This window comes from Hymenobacter sp. B81 (genome assembly GCF_044628455.1).
Classification (GTDB): Bacteria; Bacteroidota; Bacteroidia; order Cytophagales; family Hymenobacteraceae; genus Solirubrum.
This window is the reverse complement of record NZ_JBIYZW010000001.1, coordinates 2,423,546-2,442,485: the sequence shown is the minus strand read 5'-3', so window position 1 is coordinate 2,442,485 and position 18,940 is coordinate 2,423,546. Positions and strand designations below refer to the sequence as shown.

Genomic DNA, 18,940 nt, shown 5'->3' with positions numbered 1-18,940 from the left:
GATTGGCTACGCCTTCCTGCGGTTGCTTCGCTTTGCTGGCAATGACAAGCTCGCCGGGCCGCTACCTTTGCCGGCGCATGAAAGTTTCCCTTCCCAAACTACTGCTCGGCCTGGGCCTGCTCGTGGTGCTCGGCTATATCTTCTCCGACTTGGTGCTCAGCGACGACCAGTACGTGTTCAAGCTCCGGCAGGAGCGCAAGCAGAAAAACGAGAAGTTCCGCAGCCACTCCGACTCGCCCCTCTCCGAGGAGCTGCACGAGAAGTTCGACAGCCTGCGCTACTTCGCCCCCGACCGCGCCTGGCGCCTTACGGCCCAGCTCGAGCGCCTGCCCGCGGGCGACACCATCAGCCTGCCGCTCACCGATGGCAAGGCCGACCAGTACACCCGCTTTGCCCGTGCCCGGTTCGAGTACCAGGGGCAGGCCCAGCAGCTCACGTTGCTGCGGCGCGTGAGCAAGACCGACTCGACCCTGTTCGTGCCCTTCACCGACAAAACCAACGGCTTTGCTTCCTACGGCGGCGGCCGCTACCTCGACGTGGAAATGCCCGGCGCCAAGGACCGCGAAGTCGTGCTCGACTTCAACCGCGCCTACAACCCCTACTGCGCCTACGAAGACGCCTTTGCCTGCCCCATGCCCCCGGCCGAAAACCGCCTGAGCATTGACGTAACGGCCGGCGAGAAAACCTGGAAGGAGCACTAGCCCCGGCCGCCGCCCGGCCCCGGCCAGCGCCGGAACCGGGAGGCAGCCTGCGGCCTAGAGGTTCCAGTCGCCGGCCGCTTCGGGCTGGTACACGATGGCCTCGACCTGGTAGGTAACCGTGCCTTTGGGCACCGCCCAGGCAATCTGGTCGCCCACGCGGCAGCCCAGCACGGCCGTGGCCACCGGCGCCAGCACCGAGATTTTGCGCTGGGCCACGTTGGCGTCGCGGGGATACACCACGGTTATTTCCAGCGGCGCGGCGCCGTTCACGTCCCGCAGCCGCACCACCGAGTTCATGGTTACTACGTCGGGCGGCACGGCCGCGGGCTCCACCACCAGGGCGCGCTTCATTTCCTGGCCCAGCGCCTCCAGGTCATGGGGGCCGTTGGTGCGGCGCTCGGTTTCAATCAGCGTCCGCAGCCGCTCGTAATCGGTTTTGGTGAGGTAGATGGGGTTGTTCATGACGGCAGCTGGAGAGAAGACTGGGAGAGGGGAAGGGAGTGGGCTGGCAGCAGCCGGTAAATCTGGCGGAAGCTCAGGGTGCTGCCCGAGTCCATGCGGCGGAATACCTGGTCGGGGGTGATATCCTGCAGGGTGCGGAACCCGCAGGCCTCCATCAGCTCGCGCGTGGCCAGCAGGGTGTTGCGGTGGAAATTGGCTACCCGAGCGCGCTTGTCAGTCACGTCGAGGCCCTGGTAGAGGCGCTTTTCCTGGGTGGCAATGCCCACCGGGCAGTGGCCCGAGTCGCACTGCAGGGCCTGAATGCAGCCGAGGGCGAACATCATGCCCCGGGCGCTGTAACACGCATCGGCCCCCAGGGCCAGGGCCTTCACGATGTCGATGCCGGTGATGATCTTGCCGGCGGCCAGCACTTTCAGCTCCTGGCGCAGGCCATACTGCCGTAGCAGGTTCTGGGTTAGGGCCAGCGCGTCGTAGAGGGGCATGCCCAGGCTGTCGGAAAACTCCAGCGGGGCGGCACCGGTGCCACCCTCGGCCCCGTCGATGGTGATGAAGTCAGGGAAAATCTGGCTGCTTTGCATGGCCTGGCACAGCTGCTCCATTTCCTGGGCGCTGCCCACGCAGAGCTTGAAGCCCACGGGCTTGCCGCCCGACAGCTCGCGCAGCCGCTCCACAAACCGCAGCAGGCCGGGCGCGTCGTGAAAGGCCGTGTGGGCCGCCGGCGAGGCCACGGTGGTGTGCGCCGGCACTTTACGAATGGCCGCAATTTCGGGCGTGTTCTTGGCCGCCGGCAGGATGCCGCCGTGGCCGGGCTTGGCGCCCTGGGAGAGTTTTATCTCCACCATCTTGATGTTGGGATGCACCACCTGCTCGGCAAACAGCGTCTCACTGAAGCGGCCCTGCTCGTCGCGGCAGCCGAAGTAGCCGGTGCCGATCTGCCAGATCAGGTCACCGCCGCCCTCGAGGTGGAAGGGGCTCACCCCGCCCTCGCCGGTGTTGTGGGCAAAGCCGCCCAGCCGGGCCCCGCCGCTGAGAGCCGCAATGGCCGTCTTGCTCAACGAGCCGTAGCTCATGGCCGAGATGTTGAAGATGCTGGCGCGGTAGGGCTGGCGGCAGCGCCCGGCGCCGATGGTCACGCGCAGGTCGGCTTCGAGCAGGGGCTGCGGAAACATGGCGTGGGCAATCCACTCGTAGCCCACGGCCTGGCTGTTGCCAAGCATGCCGAAGGGAACGGTCTGGCGCACGTTTTTGGCCCGCTGGTACACAATGGAGCGCTGCCGGCGGTTGAAGGGCTGCCCGTCGAGGTCGGACTCGAAGAAGTACTGCCGCAACTCGGGCCGGATGCTTTCAAACAAATAGCGCAGGCTGCCCAGCAGCGGGTAGTTGCGCAGAATGGAGTGCTGCTTCTGGCGGGTGTTGTGCCAGTAGGCCAGGTGCAGGGGCAGCACCAGCAGCAGCGCCCACAGGGCCGGCGGATAAACAAAGGCACCGGCCGCCACCAGCAGGTAGGCAAAGGCCAGCAGCCCGGCAACGCTTTGCCGGGCACTCAGGGTAATAGCCATAAGAGGAAAGGGAAAAGGGAACCGAAAACGGCACGCGTACACCGGCTCATTGCACGCGTTGGGCGGTGCAATGGCCGGGGCGCCGGGTAGGGCGGGGGGGCGAGGCCAGGGCTGCGGTGCTAAACCGACAACTCCCGGCCTAGGTATTAAAGACCTTGCGCGCCGTGTAGAAATTCAGGCAATAGCCGTTCAGCACGTCGTCGAGCGCGACGTGGTGCGAAGCCGCCGCCAGGCCGGTCGTGGGCTGGGGTAAGGAAGAAGATATCCTGTTGAGGGGCTGCACGGGCTGAAGTTCCGGGTTTGGGCAAAGGTAGCCATATCCTGCGGCAACCTTCCCGGCGCCATATCCGGGCCAGCTGGTGCGGCCGGGCAGGGGCGCAACCAATTCCGGTCCGGTGCTGGCGGGGCTGCCCGGGCGCCAGCCGCGCCTGATAGTCGGCAACGGGCCTATCTTTGCCGCTCCGCCCGTTGCTGACTGGCAACTGACAACCGGCAACCGCCTCCTGACTATGCACATCTCCCTCGACTGGCTCCGCACGCTGTTTCCCACCGATAAAACCCCGGCCGAAATTTCGGCTCTGCTCACCAGCGCCGGCCTCGAAGTAGAAGGGCTGGCGGAGCTGGAAAGCGTGCCCGGCGGCCTGAAAGGCGTGGTGCTGGGCACGGTGCTCACCTGCGAGCGGCACCCCGACGCCGACAAGCTCAGCCTGACTACCGTGGACGTGGGCGACGGTACCCCGCGCAGCATCGTGTGCGGCGCGCCCAACGTGGCGGCCGGCCAGCGCGTGGTGGTGGCTCTGGAGGGTGCCGTGCTGCACCCCAGCAGCGGGGAGCCGTTCAAAATCAAGAAATCCAAAATCCGGGGCGCGGCCTCGGAGGGCATGATCTGCGCCGAGGACGAAATCGGCCTGGGGGCCTCGCACGCCGGCATCATGGTGCTCGATACCGACCTGCCCAACGGCACCCCGGCCGCCGAGTACTTCGGCCTGGGCACCGACCACGTGCTGGAAATTGGCCTGACGCCCAACCGCGCCGACGCCGCCTCGCACTTCGGCGTGGCCCGCGACCTGCGCGCCCTGCTGCGCCAGCCCGTGCAGCTGCCCGACGTGAGCCAGTTTCACGCTCCGGCTTCGGCTGAGCAGAACATCAGCGTGGAGATTGAGGACGCCGAAGGCTGCCCGCGCTACGCCGGCCTGCTGCTGGAAGGGGTGCAGGTAGGCCCCTCGCCGGAGTGGCTGCAGCGCCGCCTGCGCAGCATCGGCCTGGCGCCCATCAACAACGTGGTGGACGTGACCAACTACGTACTGCACGAGCTGGGCCAACCCCTGCACGCCTTCGACGCCAACCAGCTCGGCGGCCAGGGTATTCGGGTGCGCCGCGCCGCGGCAGGGGAGAAGCTGACTACGCTGGACGGCACCGAACGGAGCCTGAAAGCCGAAGACCTCGTCATTGCCGACGCCACCGGCACCGCGCTGGCCCTGGCCGGCGTGTTCGGCGGCAAAACTTCGGGCGTGAGCGAAGGCAGCACCCGCGTGTTCCTGGAAAGCGCCTACTTCGCGCCCGCCGTGGCCCGCAAAACGGCCCAGAACCACCAGCTTAAAACCGACGCCTCGTTCCGCTTCGAGCGCGGCACCGACCCGCACATGGTGCCGCTGGCCCTCAAGCGCGCCGCCCTGCTGCTGCAGGAAGTAGCCGGTGCCCGCGTGGCCGCCCCCATCGTCGACGTGTACCCCGCGCCCATCGAGCACACGCCCGTGCGCCTGCTGCTGCCGCGCGTGGAGCAGCTCATTGGCCACTACATCGCGCCCGAGCGCATCCGCCAGATTCTGACCGATCTGGACATCCTCATCGTGTCGGAATCAGAAGGAGAACGAGCCAACAACCAACAACCAACAACCAGCAACCAACCAGAGTGGCTGCTGTCGGTGCCGCCGTACCGGGTCGACGTGACCCGCGAGGCCGACGTGGTGGAGGAAATTCTGCGCATCTACGGCTACGACCACGTGCCGCTGCGCCCCTTCAACGCGGCTGCCTTTCTGGCCAAGTTTCCCAACCCCGACCCCGAGCTGCTGCGCCAGGACGTGGCGCGCCTGCTCAGCGGCCAGGGCTACTCCGAAATTATCACCAACTCGCTCACCAACTCGCGCTACTACGAGGCCTCGCCCGAGCAGCCCGACGCGGCGCTGGTGCGGGTGCTCAACTACAACTCGGCCGACCTGGACGTGATGCGCCCCTCGCTGCTGCACACCGGCCTGGAAATCATCCGCCACAACGCCAACCGCCGCCAGCGCGACCTGAAGCTCTACGAGTTCGGCCGCAGCTACCACCGCCAGCCCGACGGCAGCTACAAGGAGCGCCCCACGCTGGCCATCTACCTGACCGGCAACGTGCAGGCCGAAAGCTGGCAGCAGAAAGACGAGAAAACTGCCTACCACCACCTGGCGGGCACCGTGCTGCAGGTGCTGCGCAGCCTGGGCCACGCTCAGCCCGGCTCCCAGCCCGTGCAGCACCCGTACCTCAGCGGCGGCCTTACCCTGCTGCTGCACAACCAGCCCGTAGTGCAGCTGGGCAGCGTGTCGCCTAAGGTGCTCAAGCAGATGGACGTGAACCAGCCCGTGTTCTACGCCGAGCTGGACTGGCAGTGGCTGACGCGCAAATACCGCACGGCCCTGTCGGTAACCGAGCTGGCCAAGTTCCCCGAGGTGCGCCGCGACCTGTCGCTGGTGGTCGACGCGGGCGTGACCTTCGAGCAGCTGCGCCAGATTGCGGTGAAGGCCGAGAAGAAGCTGCTGCGCGAGGTGAACGTGTTCGACGTGTACCAGGGCGACAACCTGGGCGCGGGCAAGAAGTCGTACTCGCTCAGCTTTCAGCTGCAGGACCCCGAGCGCACCCTCACCGACCAGGCCATCGACCAGGTGATGCAGAAGCTCATGACCCAGTTTGAGCAGCAGGCCGGCGCCGTGATTCGGAAGTAAACTGGTTTTTGGTTGGTGGTTTTTGGTTATTGGGTGCCGATTGCCGGGTAGCTGGGCACTGGTATCGACCAAAAACCACCAACCAAAAACAAAAAACCCATTCCATGGCTTCCTCCCAGCAGCTTGCCCAGCTCGACCGCCTCGAACGGCAGGTAACTACTTTAGTGGCTGCCTATCAACACGTGCGCGAGGAGCTGGCCGATGCCCAGACCACCATTGCCCAGCTGCAGGCCGACATCCGCGACCGGGACCGGCAGCTGCGGGAGCACCAGAACCAGGAAAATATTGTTAAACTTGCTAATACCATAGCCGGCGAGCCGGCTGCCGCAACCGAGCTGAAACAACGTCTCAACGAATACATCCGCGAGCTAGATAAGTGCCTTGCCTATTTGAGGGAGTAGCCCCACCGCCCACCGCATGACCCCCTAACCCCCGTGTCCGAACTCTCCGTCAAAATCCGCATCGCCGACCGCGACTATCCCCTGCGGGTGTCGCCCCAGGAGGAGGAGCGCCTGCGCTACGCGGGGCGGCTGCTCAACGAGCGGCTGAAGGAGTTTCGGGAGCAGTACGGCATTCAGGACAAGCAGGACCTGCTGGCCATGATTGCCCTCACGACCCTGGCCGACCGCGTGAAGGCCACCAAGGAAAAGGACGGTACCGATGCCGCACTCACCGAGCGCCTCGCGCGCCTCGACGAGCTGCTCTCGTCGGTGGTACTCGCCTGATAATAGATGCTGGTACTGGGTATGAGGTAGTAAGATAGTTGGACGATACGTGAGCTGACCGTCGGGGCCAGCCGTCCAACTACCGGATACCAACTACCCGCTACCCGAAAGGACCCTTGGGCAGACGGCCCGGTCCGGAAACCTGCCGTTGCGGCAGCCGCTTACTCCACGGCTGTGGTGCTTGTTCCATTTCCCAACAAACACCCCCATGGATATACTATACATCGTCCTAGCTGCCGTCGTGGCCCTCGTGGTGGGCTTCGTGGCGGGTAGGCAACTGGCCGGCAAAGCCCGGCAGGACGTGGAAGCGCAGGCCCAGGCCCGCGCCCAGGAACTGCTGCAGGAAGCCGAAGCCAAGGCCAACCGTATGCGCGAGGAGCGCATTCAGCAGGCCAAAGACAAAGCCCGCCAGATTCGCAACGAATCGGAGCAGGAAATCCGTCGCCTCCGCCAGGAAGCCGACCAGGATCTGGCGCAGCGCCGCGAAGTGGTGCTGCAGCAGGAAGCCAGCGTAAAGCAGCTCACCCAGGCCTCGCAGCGCCAGCTCGAGCAGGTGCAGCGCAAGGAAAAGGAGCTCGATACCCTGCGCGAAAAAGTGCAGAACGACACCCAGCGCCAGCTCGAAAAGCTCGAGGCCCAGGAAGAAAAGCGCCGCGTGGCCCACGAGCAGCTGGTAGAAGAACTGCACCAGGAGCGCAGCGAAGTAGAAGAGCAGCGCCTGCAGATTCAGGCCCAGCTCGAAACCATTTCGGGCCTGACGGCCGCCGAGGCCCGCGAGCAGCTGGTGGAAGGGCTCAAGAACGAAGCCCAGATCCAGGCCAGCAGCTACATCAAGGACGTGGTGGCCCAGGCCAAGCTCTCGGCTACCAAGGACGCCAAGAAAGTGGTGCTGGAAACCATCCAGCGCACCGCTGCCGAGCACGCCATCGAAAACTGCGTTTCGGTGTTCAACATCGAGTCGGACGACGTGAAGGGTAAGATTATCGGCCGCGAGGGGCGCAACATCCGCGCCCTGGAAGCCGCTACCGGCGTCGAAATCATCGTGGACGATACGCCCGAGGCCATCATCATCTCGGGCTTCGACCCGGTGCGCCGCGAGGTGGCCCGCCTCTCGCTGCACCTGCTGGTGAAGGACGGCCGCATTCACCCGGCCCGCATCGAGGAAATCGTGGCCAAGACGCGCAAGAACATCGACGAGGAAATCGTGGAAATCGGCGAGCGGACCATCGTGGACCTGGGCATTCACGGCCTGCACCCCGAGCTGATCAAGATGGTGGGCCGCATGCGCTTCCGCTCCTCGTACGGCCAGAACCTGCTGCAGCACTCGCGCGAAGTGTCCAACCTCTGCGCCACCATGGCCGCCGAGCTGGGCCTGAACGTGAAGCACGCCCGCCGCGCCGGCCTCTTGCACGACATCGGCAAGGTGAGCACCGAGGAGCCCGAGCTGCCCCACGCCATTCTGGGCATGGAGCTGGCCAAGAAGTACAAGGAGCACCCCGACGTGGTCAACGCCATCGGCGCCCACCACGACGAAATCGAGATGACGGCCCTGATTTCGCCCATCGTGCAGGCCTGCGACGCCATCAGCGGCTCGCGCCCGGGGGCCCGCCGCGAGATGATGGAGAGCTACATCAAGCGCCTCAAGCAGCTGGAGGAAACCGCCAACGGCTTCAAGGGCGTGAACCAGTGCTACGCCATCCAGGCCGGCCGCGAGCTGCGCGTGATTGTGGACGCCGACAACGTAACCGACGACCGCGCCCAGGAGCTTTCCAGCGAGATTTCGCAGAAAATCGAGAAGGAAATGCAGTACCCCGGCCAGATCAAGGTGACGGTGATTCGCGAGATGCGCGCCGTGGCCTACGCCAAGTAGGAGGAACTGATAGCAGTACCCAAAACGCCCGTCGTAACACCTGTTGCGGCGGGCGTTTGTGCGTTAGTCAGTGGCCTTGTTACCTTCAAAATCCCCAGCCCACCGCCAGGTGCCCCGAGGGGTAAAACCGCACCGAGAAGTCCCAGGGGTCGTAGGAGGGCGGGTCGAGGCGCCAAAGCGGGGTAGCGCCCACGGCCAGCAGCAGGCCGCCCAAGGGGCGCTGGTAGCGGTAGCCCAGCCCGGGCGCCAGGTACAGGAGCTTGTCGGAGTAATCTTCGCGGGCGCCCAGCGTGCGGTAGTGCTGCACGGCCGGCGTCACGCTCAGGCCCAGCGCCGCGTGGTGCGCCCCCTGCGGGTGGGTCAGCGCGGTGAGGCCCAGCGGCAGGGCCACCTCGTCGGGCAGCACGGCCGCGCCCACGCTCAGGGCCCATTGCAGCCGCGCGCCGGGCCGCAGCCGCCGTTCGTAGTTCAGTGAGTAGTACGGGCCCCGGCCGCCGGCTTCGAGGTACAGCGCGTGGCGCGCCGGCGGCTGCGCCGCGGCCGGGGCCGCAGCGGCCAGGGCCAGCAGCAGGCCCAGGCCGGGCAGGAGGGAGGCAAGTCGATTCATGGGGCAGAAGCGTTAAGGACCGGGTGGGAGTTGTCGCATTGGGTCATACCTAGGCTAGGCGAACCAAAGGCCTTTTCGCTTTCGGGGCAGCATCGTGCGCGGACTGCGGCTAAACTACCGTTCCGAAGCGCCTTACGCTACTCCATTCACGGCCAGATCATACACCACGCCCCGGGTCAGGTTCACCTTCACGTTCCAATACTGACTGCCCCCGTCCAGCACCGTCACGAGTGCGGAGCCGAGCGAGGCGGTGGCGTAGGCATCCCGGCCCCACACGCAGTTGATGTAGATGACTTTCTCCCCGCTCGCGTTGATCAGGCCGAAGTACTGGCGCCGGTACCGGCCCAGGCTGCGGTGAATCACGGGCTGGCCGCCGCCCTGGCTGCTCAATCCGCTGTTGAGGGCTTTGAGCTGCTGACGCAGCAGGCGTTCGGCCACTGCCACTTCCTGCGCCGTGGGCCGGTAGCGCGCATCCCTCAGGCCGGTAGCCCGGGCAATGCTGTACTCCGTGCCGAAAATCACCCCGCGGTACTGCCGCCCCCGCACCCACTCGGGCGGCCCCACCTGGGCCTGACTTAGGGTGCTGTTCAGCACCAGCAGAAACAAGAAAAGCAGCTTCATGGGGCGGTGGACTGTAGCAGGCGAAGAAGCATCCGGCGCTTTTACGAGCGACTGAAATGGTTGATTGAACCGGCTAATAAAAGTGTCTGAGAGCGGTAAATAAGTAATCCAGGTTATTTAACAACGAGGTTGATTTCAGGCACGCCATCATAAATAAGACGGCAATAGCTATCCAGGAAGATGTTGATATGGGTAGGCGTTTTCTAAATATGACATGCAGAAGCACGAATAGCCAAGCCAAAATAGTCAAGCAAGAGTACGTGGCTATTTCTTTAAGTAACGTTGCCATTGCTTTCCGTTCGCTTTGAGTAACTTCTTCTTTAAGATGGCATTTATCGGATGATAAAGCACCCGATTTAGCCGCTTTATCACTGGCATAAAGGCAAAAATATCGTACAGTTCTACCTTGAACTCGTAGCTGGGTTTCCAAGCCAGCAGGGAGACGATGCAGCAATAGCCAGGTTGAGGACTGTCGAAAATACTTTGTGGCTATTGTGTCATTCTGCGGAATTCCGAAAAGAATAATGTCTTCACTGGTATTATTATGTATGACTATATAAGTGTCTTCAGAAGAAGGTAAGGGAGTATATAGGATAAAATTTTTAACAATAACGGCGCATTGCAAGGTCACAATCAGCCATAAGAGTCTGGCGTACCACTTTTCGTTGCCCAAAGCCATAGTGCCGGCATGATTCCCGCAAACACCCGTTTGCGAGGAACACAATGATAAGTGGTGGCAGGCCAACAAAACGGAAGCTCCGTTTTCCTCCCGCTCGGGTACCCGCCGCCGCGCCCGTGCAACTTCTGCTAACCCGCCCGGCCTCCTATCTTCGGTTCCCAAACCTCTTATCCGTCGTGTCTATGTCCCAAATCTACTTCCTGGCCGCTTTGGCGGCTAGCGCCCTGCTCAGCGGCTGCGCCGTGTACACGCCTTCCCTGCCCACCGTGCCCCTGGTGCAGCAGGGCGGCCAGGCCGAAGTGCAGGCCAGCCTGGCCACCTTCACCAAGCCCGGCCTGAGCGTGGCCTATTCGCCCCTGCGCCACGTGGTGCTCACCGCCGACGGCTCCTTCGGCATCCGCAGCCGCTCCGACAATCCTTACCGCACCCGCCGCCAGGCCAGCGTCGGCGGCGGGTTCTACGCCGTAGTGGGCCAATACCTGCACCTCGCGGCCCTGGGCAGCTACGGCACCGCCTACAGCGCCCTGCGCGACCAGGGCAGCCACGACACCATCACCTACCAGGCCCGCTACCGCCCCGTCAGCGCCCAGCTCAGCATCAGCTTCCTGGGCGAAGGCGCCAGCGGCGGCCTGGTGCTGCGCCACACCTGGCTCGACGTGCGCGAGCTGCGCCGCAACGGCCAGCCCGTTACCGGTTTGGCCACCGCCTATTTCGAGCCCACCGCTTTCGTGCGCACCGGCCGCGGCCCCTGGCAGGGCCAGTTCAGCCTGGGCCTGCCCATGGTCGACTCCAACGCCCGCCTCGACCTGCCCCGCCGCACGCAGCGCTACCTGGCTACCAACGCCGTGGTAGTGGGTTTGGGCGTGGTGCTGCGCCCGCACCTGCTCGGCCAGGGGCATTAAGCCGCCAGTCTTGCCGCGGGCCCGCGGCCGTCTGGCGGCCCCTCTCTTGCTTTTCCCCGTTTCTGCTCCTATGCTCCACCGCTACCTGCGCCTGCTGCTGCCGGCGCTGCCCGTTTTGCTCAGCGCCTGCTCGGTCTATGCCCCCATGCAGCCTGCCGCGCCCCTGCTCACCGACCGCGGCCAGGCCGAGGTAGCCGCCCACGTGCACCTGAATGGGCAGGTGGTGGGCTCGGCCGCCTACTCGCCCGTCAAGCACGTGCTGGTGCTGGCCGGCGGCGCGTTCAAAGCCGATGGGCGCGACACCACCTACGCCCGTAACCAGCAGCTCGAAGGCGGCCTGGGCTTCTACCTCACGCCCACGCCCCACCTGGTGCTCAGCGGCCTGGGCGGCTACGGCCAGGCCCGCAGCGCCCGCGGCTTCGCTGATGCCCCGCTGTTCGGCACTTCCGAGCTGATGCACTACACCAGCCGCTACCACAAGGTATTCGGGCAGGCCAGCGCCGTGTGGGAGTGGGACTACGTGGCCCTGGGCGCCGTCTACCGCCTCACCCAAGCTCGTTTCGACGAGCTGCTGGTGAACGGCCAACCCGTGCCCCTGCGCCACCTCACCCGCCACGAGCCCACCCTGCTGATGCGCTTTGGCTTTATGCCGACTCGCGAACAGTCCTGGCTGCAGTTTCAAACCGCTTTCGGGGCCTCCTGGGGCGCCGGCTACACCGACGAGCAGCTGCTGCGCCAGCCCTCCACGGTGCGCTACGTGCGCCAGAGCGCCCTGCTCGCTACGGTGGGCGTGGTGTTTTATCCCCACCGCCTGCCCAAGCGCGCCGCCCCCACGCCGCAGCCGTAGCGGACGCAGGGAGTAGCGGGGCTGGCGCAGCCGTTACTTCAGCCGCCCAAACAGGTTGTTGACGGCCTCCGACCACGTAGGATGGGCCAGTACCATGTCGCGCAGCTGCTGGTACTTCAGCCCCCCGGCCATGGCTACCTGCAGCAGACTCATCAGCTCGCCGCCCTCGGCGCAGAGCACCGCCGCGCCCAGCAGCCGGTCGTCGGCGCCCACCAGCACTTTGATGAAGCCGGCAGTCTGCCCCGTTTCGCGCGCCCGGCCAATGTGCTCCACCGGCAGCTTGCCCACCCGGTAGGCCACGCCCCGGGCCTGCGCCTCCTTTTCCGACAAGCCCACCCGGCCCAGCTGCGGCTCGGTAAACACCACGTAAGGCAGCGGGCGGCCGCCGGTGCCGCGCACGTGGCCGTGCAGCACCTGGTCGCGTACCAGCCGGTAGTCGTCGTAGCTGATGTGGGTAAACTGCGGCCCGCCCTTCACGTCGCCCAGCGCATACACCCCGCGCACGCCGGTGCGCAGGTGCTCATCCACCTGAATGTAGCCCCGCTCATCGGTTTTGATGCCGGCCGCTTTCAGGTTCAGCGAGTCGGTGTTGGGCTGCCGGCCCGCGGCCACCAGCAGGTGGGAGCCGCGCAGCCGCCGCCCGGTGCCGCCGCGGGTGCGCACCGTCAGGGTCAGGTGGCGGTCGGCGGCGCGCGAGGCGTGCTGCACCTCGGCCCCCAACACGCACTCCACGCCCTCGTCCTTGAGCACCTTCAGCAGGCCCTGCTGCACGTCGGCGTCCTCGCGGCTCATCAGGGCGGCCTCGGTTTCCACAATGGTTACCCGGCTGCCGAAGCGCCGGTACATCTGCCCGAACTCCACCCCGATGTAGCTGCCGCCGATGATGAGCAAGTGTTCGGGCAGCTCCGCCAAATCCAGCAGGGTCTCGTTGTCGAGCACCCCCACTTCGGCCAGGCCCGGCACCGCCGGCAGCCGGGCCCGCGTGCCCGTGTTGATGAACACCAGCGGGGCCGTAATGAGCGCGGCCTGCGCGCCCTGGGTAGGCGTAACCAGCAGCGTGTGCGGCCCCGTGAAAGCCGCGTGCCCGTGCAGGACGCGGATGCCAGCGTGCTCCTGGGTGAGGTTTTTGCGGATGGCCTCGCGGTGGCGCTGCACCAGCGCGTCCTTGCGGGCCATTACGGCGGCCATGTCCACCACCGGCTCGGCCACGCGCAAACCCAGCTCGCCGGCCGTGCGAATGGCGTGGGTGCGGTGGGCGGCCGTGAGCAGGGCCTTGGTGGGCGAGCAGCCGTAGTTGATGCACGAGCCGCCCAGGTAGTGCTGCTCCACCAGGGCCACCTGCCGGCCGGCGTCGGCCAGGGCGTAGGCCAGGGGCGTGCCGGCCTGCCCCGAGCCGATGATGATGGCGTCGAAACGCGTGGAATGCGACATAAAAACCGATCTTGGGCCCGCGGGCCGGTGGCGAGAGTGAGTGCCTGATACAACGAAATGGGCCGCCGGTCGTTGTCAGGCCCAACATCCGCTTCGTTGCCATGCCCCTGAAACGCCTGTTTGCCCTGCCGCTGCTGCCCCTGCTGGGCGGCTGCGCCTCGGTGTACTTTCCGCCGCCCGCGGCCGCGCCCATGCTCACCCAGAAGGGTGAGTTCAGCGGCGGGCTGCACGCCAACTTCAAGGAAAACTTCACCGTGCAGGGGGCCTACGCGCCCGGCGAGCATATCGGCCTCATCGCCACCGCTTCGTCGCTGCACAACAATGGCAAAAAGCGCTTCCTGGAGCAGGATTTGGGCGAGGTGGGCGCCGGTTACCACACCCGCTTCGGGGCCGATCAGAGCCGCATTCTGGAGGTGTACGCCGGGGGCGGGTTTGGCCGGGCCAAGCGCCTGGAGTACGCCCGCGGCGACCAACCCCGCGAGGAGCAGGACGCCCGGCTGGAGAAGTATTTCGCGCAGGTGAACTACACCAAGAAGGAAAAGGAGTCCTACCACGTGCTGGGCCGCGACTGGCCGGTGCGCTACGGAGCGGCTTTGCGCCTGAGCTACCTCAACATGACCGATTTCCGTCTGAATGGTCAGCGGGCGCCCGGCGAGAGCAACATCTTTTTCGAGCCGGTGAGCTACACCCGCATCGGGCTGGTGGGGCCGTTGAAGTTTCAGTTTATGAGTGGCTGGACCTTCGGCCTGAAGCGCCGCAAGTACCTGACGGCAGCCAACTCGGTGTTCAGCTTCGGCTTTATCCTGAACCTGGGCGGCGACGGCCGCGGCGAAGACTAAACCCGCGGCTACTGCCGTCCGGGTTCCGCCCTGGCCTCTGGCCCTTCCTCGCGCTGTTCTTCCTCCCGGGTTTCTTCGGCTATTTCGGCCGCAATGGGGCGGCCGTGGCGGCGGTCCAGCCAGTCCATCACCGGCGTGGCCAGGATGCCGTGCACCACCATCGACACCACGATGGTAAAGCCCAGAATGGCCCACAGCCGCCGCGGGTCGTCAAAGTCGCCTTTTTCGAGGGCGAAGGCCAGGTAGAACAGCGAACCGATGCCGCGAATGCCGAAAAACGACACCACGGCGCGCTCGGCCCAGGTCATGCCCGGCACGCCGGCCAGGGTGAGCAACCCGCCCAGGGGGCGCAGCAGGAAAATCAGGCCCAGACCCAGGGCCGCATCAGACCAAGTGAGCGGGGCCAGCAGCCCGTGCACGATGGCCCCGCCCAGCAGAATGAGGATGATGACGATGAGCAGGCGCTCCAGCTGGTCGGTGAAGGCGTGCATCTGCTTGTGGTACTCGTGCTTCCGCTCGTAGCTGCGCAGCGTGAGCGAGGCAATGAACACGGCCAGAAAGCCGTAGCCGTGCACCAGCTCGGTGACTCCGTACGAGAGCAGCGTGACGGCCAGGGCCACGAAGCCGTAGGCGCTGGATTTGATGCTTACGCGCTTGGGCAGGTGAAAAATGAGCAAAGCCAGCAGCTTGCCCGAGAGCCAGCCCAGGCCCAGGCCGGCGGCCGTGCGGTACAGCACGTCGTGCCAGGCCCATTCCTGCAGGCGCTCGGCCAGGGGCGTAGCGGCCGGCAGCAGCGCCAGGGCCAGATACACGAAGGGAAACGCCAGCCCGTCGTTGAGGCCGGCCTCGCCGGTGAGGGCAAAGCGCACGTTGTCTTCGCGGCCCTCGCCCGGGTCGCCCACCTGCACGTCGCCGGCCAGCACGGGGTCGGTGGGGGCCAGGCAGGCGGCCAGCAGCACGGCGCTGGCCAGGGGCAGCCCCACCAGCCAGGCGCCGCCGGTCAGCCCGGCAATGTTCAGCACCATCAGCACCAGCACCAGCAGCAACGGCGGCAGCCAGGGGCGCCACGAAAACGCGCGGTCAATCTTGAGGCCGGTGCCGGTGAGGGCCACAATCACGCACAGCTCGGTGGCGTGGGTGACCAGCTGGGGGTGGGCCAGCGGGTCGGGCACGGGCAAACCCAGCGGCAGGGCAAACACGCCCATGCCCAGCAGCAGGTATAGAATGGGGTAGGAGAGCGGGTATTTCTCTAGCAGCGACGGCAGCCAGGCCACGCCCAGAATGGCTAGGCCCAGCAGCGTCAGCCCGATGGTGTAAGGAGACATGCAGTAACGGTGAGGCAAGCAACTACCGGGTACTACGGGAAACCCCGACAGAACGGGTGACGCGGGGTGGCGCGGCCGCCGGGCTTACAGCTGCTGCAGCTCCACCGTTACGGCCAGGTTGGGCGTGGAACGCTTGCTAATGGGCACCAACGAGAGCCGCTTATCTACTGCTGGGTAGCGCTCGGGCACCATCACCGAGATGCACTGCGCCGGCGCGGCATTCCACGTGGTAGCCAGGGCCGGATAATCACAGGCGGATGTCATGCGCAGCTTGCTGCCGCCGCCGGGCAGGTGGCAGCGCACGGCCACGCGGTTGCGCGCCGGTGCCAGCTCGGAACTGGCCATGGTTTCGTTGCCCGCGGTGGGCAGCACATCCACCATCACCACCACCCCCGCCGGCGGCAGCAGCAGGTGGCGGCTCGTCAAATCCAGCCGCAGGGTGCCTTTGTGGTTGCGGCGCGACTCCGCCGGCGTAATGATGAAAGCCGTCGTCAGCGAATCGGCCAGCGCCACCGTGCCATCGGCGGCCGGCACCAGCAAGCGCACCCGTACCCGGCCCTCGCGAAATGCCTGCTGGTCCTGCACTACCTCGTCGGGGCTGCACAGCGGGCGTTTGGCCAGCAGCAGCTCCACGGCGCGCAGCCGGTACGTGCCTTCGGTTGTGGGGGGCTGATGCCAGATGGCCCGGGCGTACCAGTTGGGCGTGTCGGAAGGGCCGCTCTTGTGCAGGTCGCCGGCCGGAGCCAGCCGCAGCACCTGGTTGGCGGAATGCACGACTACGTTGGCCAGCTCCACCGTGCGCGGCTCCAGCTGAACGGTGGCCGGCGGGGACTGGCCGCGGAGCTGCACGCGCAAGGGTTGGTAAGATACGTGCGTGAGCTCCACCTGGCCGGTGTCGGCCGCCACCGGCAAGCGGCCCTGGGCGTCGCTGGTATACACCGGGCCGGGGCCGCGCAGCCGGCCCGTAACGCCTGCTACCGGCCGGCCGGTGCGCGCATCCTGCACCACAACGTGTCGTTGGGCCAGCGCAGCCGCCGCCGGAAAAAGCAATGCACACAGGAGGGAAGCAAAGCGGTTCATCGGCCGGGTACAAACGGGTGGATTATCGGAGCAAGTATACAAGACTAAGCAGCGGCGGCGACGAATAAAAGCCCGAAAACACAACGAGCAGCCAGCATCATGCTGGCTGCTCGTTGCAGAACTTGGGCAAGTGTTACTGCTTACGCCGATACTTTGTCGCCTTTCAGCACGCGCAGCATGGTGTCGCCGATTTCGGCCGGCGAATCCACCACGTGAATGCCGCACTCGCGCATGATGGCCATTTTGGCCGCGGCCGTGTCGTCGGCGCCGCCGACGATGGCGCCGGCGTGGCCCATGCGGCGGCCGGGAGGCGCCGTTTGGCCGGCAATGAAGCCGACGACGGGTTTCTTGTTGCCGGTTTCCTTGATCCAGCGGGCGGCTTCGGCTTCCATGCCGCCGCCGATTTCGCCGATCATCACGATGCCCTCGGTTTCGGGGTCGTTCATGAGCAGCTCCACGGCTTCCTTGGTGGTGGTGCCGATGATGGGGTCACCGCCGATACCAATGGCCGTGGTCTGGCCCAGGCCGGCCTTGGTCAGTTGGTCAACGGCTTCGTAGGTCAGCGTGCCCGACTTCGACACGATGCCGATTTTGCCTTTCGAGAAGATGAAGCCGGGCATGATGCCCACTTTGCACTCGCCGGCGGTCATCACGCCGGGGCAGTTCGGCCCGATCATGCGCAGGCCTTCGCGGCCCTTCAGGTACTCTTTCACCGCAATCATGTCCTTGGTGGGAATGCCTTCGGTGATGGTCACGATAACCTTGATGCCGGCGTCGGCGGCCTCCATGATGGCATCGGCGGCGTAGGCCGGGGGCACGAAAATGATGGTGGTGTCGGCGCCGGTTTCGGCTACCGCGTCGGCCACGGTGTTGAAGACCGGCTTGCCCAGGTGCTGCTGGCCGCCCTTGCCGGGCGTCACGCCGCCCACCACGTTGGTGCCGTAGTCCATCATTTGCTGGGCATGAAACGAGCCTTCGGAGCCCGTAAAGCCCTGCACAATCACTTTCGAGTCCTTATTGACCAGTACGCTCATGTGGGGTAGGTTGGGAGGAAATATCGGTGGGAGTGTGGCGCCCGCGGCGGCACGGCCGCAAAGGTAGCCTTTTCGGGCGGCGGCGAAACCCGGAGGTGGGGAAATTGTGAATTTGAGCGGCGCGGGTGCACCTGTCCGCCGCCGTCCGGGTTAACCGGGAAAGCGCCTGGTGCCGTCGGGCAGCCCGGCGGTCGGCTCACCATTTGGCCCCCTCACCATCCGGCCTTTCCGTACCTTTGCGCTTTCCCAACCTCCCGCTCATGTACCTCAATAACATCATTGAAGCCATCGGCAACACGCCGCTGGTCAAGCTGAACAGCGTCACGAAAGGCATTCCCGGCACCATCCTGGCCAAGGTCGAGTACTTCAACCCCGGCAACTCGGTGAAAGACCGCATGGCTGTGCGCATGATCGAAGACGCCGAAAAGGCCGGTCTGCTCAAGCCCGGCGGCACCATCATCGAGGGCACCTCGGGCAACACCGGCATGGGCCTGGCGCTGGCCGCCATTGCCAAGGGCTACAAGTGCATTTTCGTGATGAGCGACAAGCAGAGCAAGGAAAAGCAGGATATTCTGCGGGCCGTGGGCGCCCAGGTGGTGGTATGCCCCGTCGACGTGGCGCCCGAAGACCCGCGCTCCTACTACTCGGTGGCCAAGCGCCTGAGCGAAGAGACGCCCAACTCGTTTTACCCCAACCAGTACGACAACCTTTCCAACACCGCCGCGCACTACGAGGGCACCGGACCCGAGCTCTGGAAGCAGACCGAAGGCACCATCACCCACTACGCCTGCGGCGTGGGCACCGGCGGCACCATCTGCGGCACGGCCAAGTACCTCAAGGAGCAGAACCCGGCCATCGTGAGCATCGGCCTCGATACTTACGGCTCGGTGTTCAAGAAGTACAAGGAAACGGGCATCTTCGACGAAAACGAAATCTACCCCTACAAAACGGAGGGCATCGGCGAGGACATTCTGCCCAATAACGTGGACTTCGACTTGATCGACCTGTTCATCAAGGTAACCGACCAGGACGCGGCCCTGATGACGCGCCGCCTGGCCAAGGAAGAAGGCTTGTTCGTGGGCTGGTCCTGCGGCTCGGCCGTGCACGGCGCCCTCGAATACGCCAAGGAAAACCTCAAGGAAGGCGACACGATGGTTATCGTGCTGCCCGACCACGGCACGCGCTACCTCGGAAAAATCTACAACGACGAGTGGATGCGCGAGCAGGGCTGGATCGAATAGTTTTCGTACCTTTAAGTACTTAAGCCGACTGCTGCCGTGGCC

General features: G+C 65.4%; 18 protein-coding genes and 1 pseudogene. 9 read left to right on the top strand and 10 right to left on the bottom strand.

Annotation, left to right across the window (positions count from 1 at the left end):
- The first annotated feature begins 77 nt into the window (after positions 1-77).
- Entirely contained in the window at positions 78-701 is a 624-nt protein-coding gene (locus ACE191_RS10700; protein ID WP_400192194.1) for a DUF1684 domain-containing protein, read from the top strand.
- A gap of 54 nt (positions 702-755) precedes the next feature.
- Here the strand turns inward: ACE191_RS10700 and rnk are convergent, their stop codons facing one another.
- The 3 genes from rnk to ACE191_RS10685 form a co-directional block, all read right to left on the bottom strand.
- Positions 756-1,163 carry a nucleoside diphosphate kinase regulator gene (rnk, locus tag ACE191_RS10695; protein WP_400192193.1) on the bottom strand — a complete coding sequence of 136 codons (408 nt, stop codon included), beginning with the start codon at positions 1,161-1,163 and terminating at the stop codon, positions 756-758.
- Complete coding sequence (locus ACE191_RS10690) at positions 1,160-2,722, bottom strand: FMN-binding glutamate synthase family protein (protein WP_400192192.1); 1,563 nt, start codon at positions 2,720-2,722, stop codon at positions 1,160-1,162. Before ACE191_RS10690 ends, rnk begins: the two co-directional genes overlap by 4 nt.
- A 139-nt stretch (positions 2,723-2,861) precedes the next feature.
- Positions 2,862-3,005: a hypothetical protein gene (locus ACE191_RS10685; protein ID WP_400192191.1), complete on the bottom strand. Its 144-nt coding sequence runs from the start codon at positions 3,003-3,005 to the stop codon at positions 2,862-2,864.
- Positions 3,006-3,231: 226 nt separating this feature from the next.
- Between ACE191_RS10685 and pheT the strand changes: the two genes are divergently transcribed.
- The 4 genes from pheT (at position 3,232) to rny (ending at position 8,292) form a co-directional block, all read left to right on the top strand.
- A complete protein-coding gene (gene pheT, locus ACE191_RS10680) occupies positions 3,232-5,697 on the top strand; it encodes a phenylalanine--tRNA ligase subunit beta (protein WP_400192190.1) in 2,466 nt (821 codons plus the stop codon).
- A 104-nt stretch (positions 5,698-5,801) separates the two neighbouring features.
- Positions 5,802-6,098, top strand: coding sequence for a hypothetical protein (locus ACE191_RS10675; protein WP_151079038.1), 297 nt, complete (start codon positions 5,802-5,804; stop codon positions 6,096-6,098).
- Between the two features lie 33 nt (positions 6,099-6,131).
- Positions 6,132-6,422: a cell division protein ZapA gene (locus tag ACE191_RS10670; protein ID WP_151079040.1), complete on the top strand. Its 291-nt coding sequence runs from the start codon at positions 6,132-6,134 to the stop codon at positions 6,420-6,422.
- Positions 6,423-6,630: 208 nt separating this feature from the next.
- Positions 6,631-8,292 carry a ribonuclease Y gene (gene rny / locus ACE191_RS10665; protein ID WP_400192189.1) on the top strand — a complete coding sequence of 554 codons (1,662 nt, stop codon included), beginning with the start codon at positions 6,631-6,633 and terminating at the stop codon, positions 8,290-8,292.
- An 85-nt stretch (positions 8,293-8,377) separates the two neighbouring features.
- Here rny and ACE191_RS10660 read toward each other — a convergent pair whose 3' ends face one another.
- From ACE191_RS10660 to ACE191_RS10650, 3 genes are all read right to left on the bottom strand, one after another.
- Positions 8,378-8,899 (bottom strand): hypothetical protein, encoded by a 522-nt coding sequence (locus tag ACE191_RS10660; protein WP_400192188.1) that lies wholly within the window; start codon positions 8,897-8,899, stop codon positions 8,378-8,380.
- Between the two features lie 132 nt (positions 8,900-9,031).
- The gene (locus ACE191_RS10655; RefSeq protein WP_400192187.1) at positions 9,032-9,520 is read right to left on the bottom strand and encodes a hypothetical protein; all 489 of its coding nucleotides are present in this window, start codon (positions 9,518-9,520) and stop codon (positions 9,032-9,034) included.
- A gap of 73 nt (positions 9,521-9,593) precedes the next feature.
- Entirely contained in the window at positions 9,594-10,199 is a 606-nt protein-coding gene (locus ACE191_RS10650) for a hypothetical protein (RefSeq protein WP_400192186.1), read from the bottom strand.
- Positions 10,200-10,381: 182 nt separating this feature from the next.
- Between ACE191_RS10650 and ACE191_RS10645 the strand changes: the two genes are divergently transcribed.
- Positions 10,382-11,101: a hypothetical protein gene (locus ACE191_RS10645; RefSeq protein ID WP_400192185.1), complete on the top strand. Its 720-nt coding sequence runs from the start codon at positions 10,382-10,384 to the stop codon at positions 11,099-11,101.
- Between the two features lie 70 nt (positions 11,102-11,171).
- Positions 11,172-11,948, top strand: coding sequence for a hypothetical protein (locus ACE191_RS10640; RefSeq protein WP_400192184.1), 777 nt, complete (start codon positions 11,172-11,174; stop codon positions 11,946-11,948).
- Positions 11,949-11,981: 33 nt separating this feature from the next.
- Here ACE191_RS10640 and ACE191_RS10635 read toward each other — a convergent pair whose 3' ends face one another.
- Positions 11,982-13,379 (bottom strand): mercuric reductase, encoded by a 1,398-nt coding sequence (locus ACE191_RS10635; protein ID WP_400192183.1) that lies wholly within the window; start codon positions 13,377-13,379, stop codon positions 11,982-11,984.
- Positions 13,380-13,480: 101 nt separating this feature from the next.
- On the opposite strand from ACE191_RS10635, the gene ACE191_RS10630 reads away from it, so the two are divergent.
- A complete protein-coding gene (locus ACE191_RS10630) occupies positions 13,481-14,218 on the top strand; it encodes a hypothetical protein (RefSeq protein ID WP_400192182.1) in 738 nt (245 codons plus the stop codon).
- A gap of 8 nt (positions 14,219-14,226) precedes the next feature.
- Here the strand turns inward: ACE191_RS10630 and ACE191_RS10625 are convergent, their stop codons facing one another.
- From ACE191_RS10625 to sucD, 3 genes are all read right to left on the bottom strand, one after another.
- Positions 14,227-15,543: a cation:proton antiporter gene (locus ACE191_RS10625; protein WP_400192181.1), complete on the bottom strand. Its 1,317-nt coding sequence runs from the start codon at positions 15,541-15,543 to the stop codon at positions 14,227-14,229.
- A gap of 84 nt (positions 15,544-15,627) precedes the next feature.
- Complete coding sequence (locus ACE191_RS10620; RefSeq protein WP_400192180.1) at positions 15,628-16,623, bottom strand: hypothetical protein; 996 nt, start codon at positions 16,621-16,623, stop codon at positions 15,628-15,630.
- 140 nt (positions 16,624-16,763) lie between these two features.
- On the bottom strand, positions 16,764-17,657 hold the full coding sequence (gene sucD, locus ACE191_RS10615) for a succinate--CoA ligase subunit alpha (protein ID WP_400192179.1): 894 nt from the start codon (positions 17,655-17,657) through the stop codon (positions 16,764-16,766).
- A 260-nt stretch (positions 17,658-17,917) separates the two neighbouring features.
- Between sucD and ACE191_RS10610 the strand changes: the two are divergent.
- Positions 17,918-18,895 (top strand): annotated as a pseudogene (locus tag ACE191_RS10610) (PLP-dependent cysteine synthase family protein); the annotation flags it as partial.
- Positions 18,896-18,940: the final 45 nt, after the last annotated feature.

Bases quoted from the DNA above. Each gene is read 5' to 3' on its own strand.
- ACE191_RS10700 (WP_400192194.1), top strand. From the start codon at position 78: ATGAAAGTTTCCCTTCCCAAACTACTGCTCGGCCTGGGCCTGCTCGTG.
- rnk (WP_400192193.1), bottom strand. From the start codon at position 1,163: ATGAACAACCCCATCTACCTCACCAAAACCGATTACGAGCGGCTGCGG.
- ACE191_RS10690 (WP_400192192.1), bottom strand. From the start codon at position 2,722: ATGGCTATTACCCTGAGTGCCCGGCAAAGCGTTGCCGGGCTGCTGGCC.
- pheT (WP_400192190.1), top strand. From the start codon at position 3,232: ATGCACATCTCCCTCGACTGGCTCCGCACGCTGTTTCCCACCGATAAA.
- ACE191_RS10675 (WP_151079038.1), top strand. From the start codon at position 5,802: ATGGCTTCCTCCCAGCAGCTTGCCCAGCTCGACCGCCTCGAACGGCAG.
- rny (WP_400192189.1), top strand. From the start codon at position 6,631: ATGGATATACTATACATCGTCCTAGCTGCCGTCGTGGCCCTCGTGGTG.
- ACE191_RS10660 (WP_400192188.1), bottom strand. From the start codon at position 8,899: ATGAATCGACTTGCCTCCCTCCTGCCCGGCCTGGGCCTGCTGCTGGCC.
- ACE191_RS10655 (WP_400192187.1), bottom strand. From the start codon at position 9,520: ATGAAGCTGCTTTTCTTGTTTCTGCTGGTGCTGAACAGCACCCTAAGT.
- ACE191_RS10650 (WP_400192186.1), bottom strand. From the start codon at position 10,199: ATGGCTTTGGGCAACGAAAAGTGGTACGCCAGACTCTTATGGCTGATT.
- ACE191_RS10645 (WP_400192185.1), top strand. From the start codon at position 10,382: ATGTCCCAAATCTACTTCCTGGCCGCTTTGGCGGCTAGCGCCCTGCTC.
- ACE191_RS10640 (WP_400192184.1), top strand. From the start codon at position 11,172: ATGCTCCACCGCTACCTGCGCCTGCTGCTGCCGGCGCTGCCCGTTTTG.
- ACE191_RS10635 (WP_400192183.1), bottom strand. From the start codon at position 13,379: ATGTCGCATTCCACGCGTTTCGACGCCATCATCATCGGCTCGGGGCAG.
- ACE191_RS10630 (WP_400192182.1), top strand. From the start codon at position 13,481: ATGCCCCTGAAACGCCTGTTTGCCCTGCCGCTGCTGCCCCTGCTGGGC.
- ACE191_RS10625 (WP_400192181.1), bottom strand. From the start codon at position 15,543: ATGTCTCCTTACACCATCGGGCTGACGCTGCTGGGCCTAGCCATTCTG.
- ACE191_RS10620 (WP_400192180.1), bottom strand. From the start codon at position 16,623: ATGAACCGCTTTGCTTCCCTCCTGTGTGCATTGCTTTTTCCGGCGGCG.
- sucD (WP_400192179.1), bottom strand. From the start codon at position 17,657: ATGAGCGTACTGGTCAATAAGGACTCGAAAGTGATTGTGCAGGGCTTT.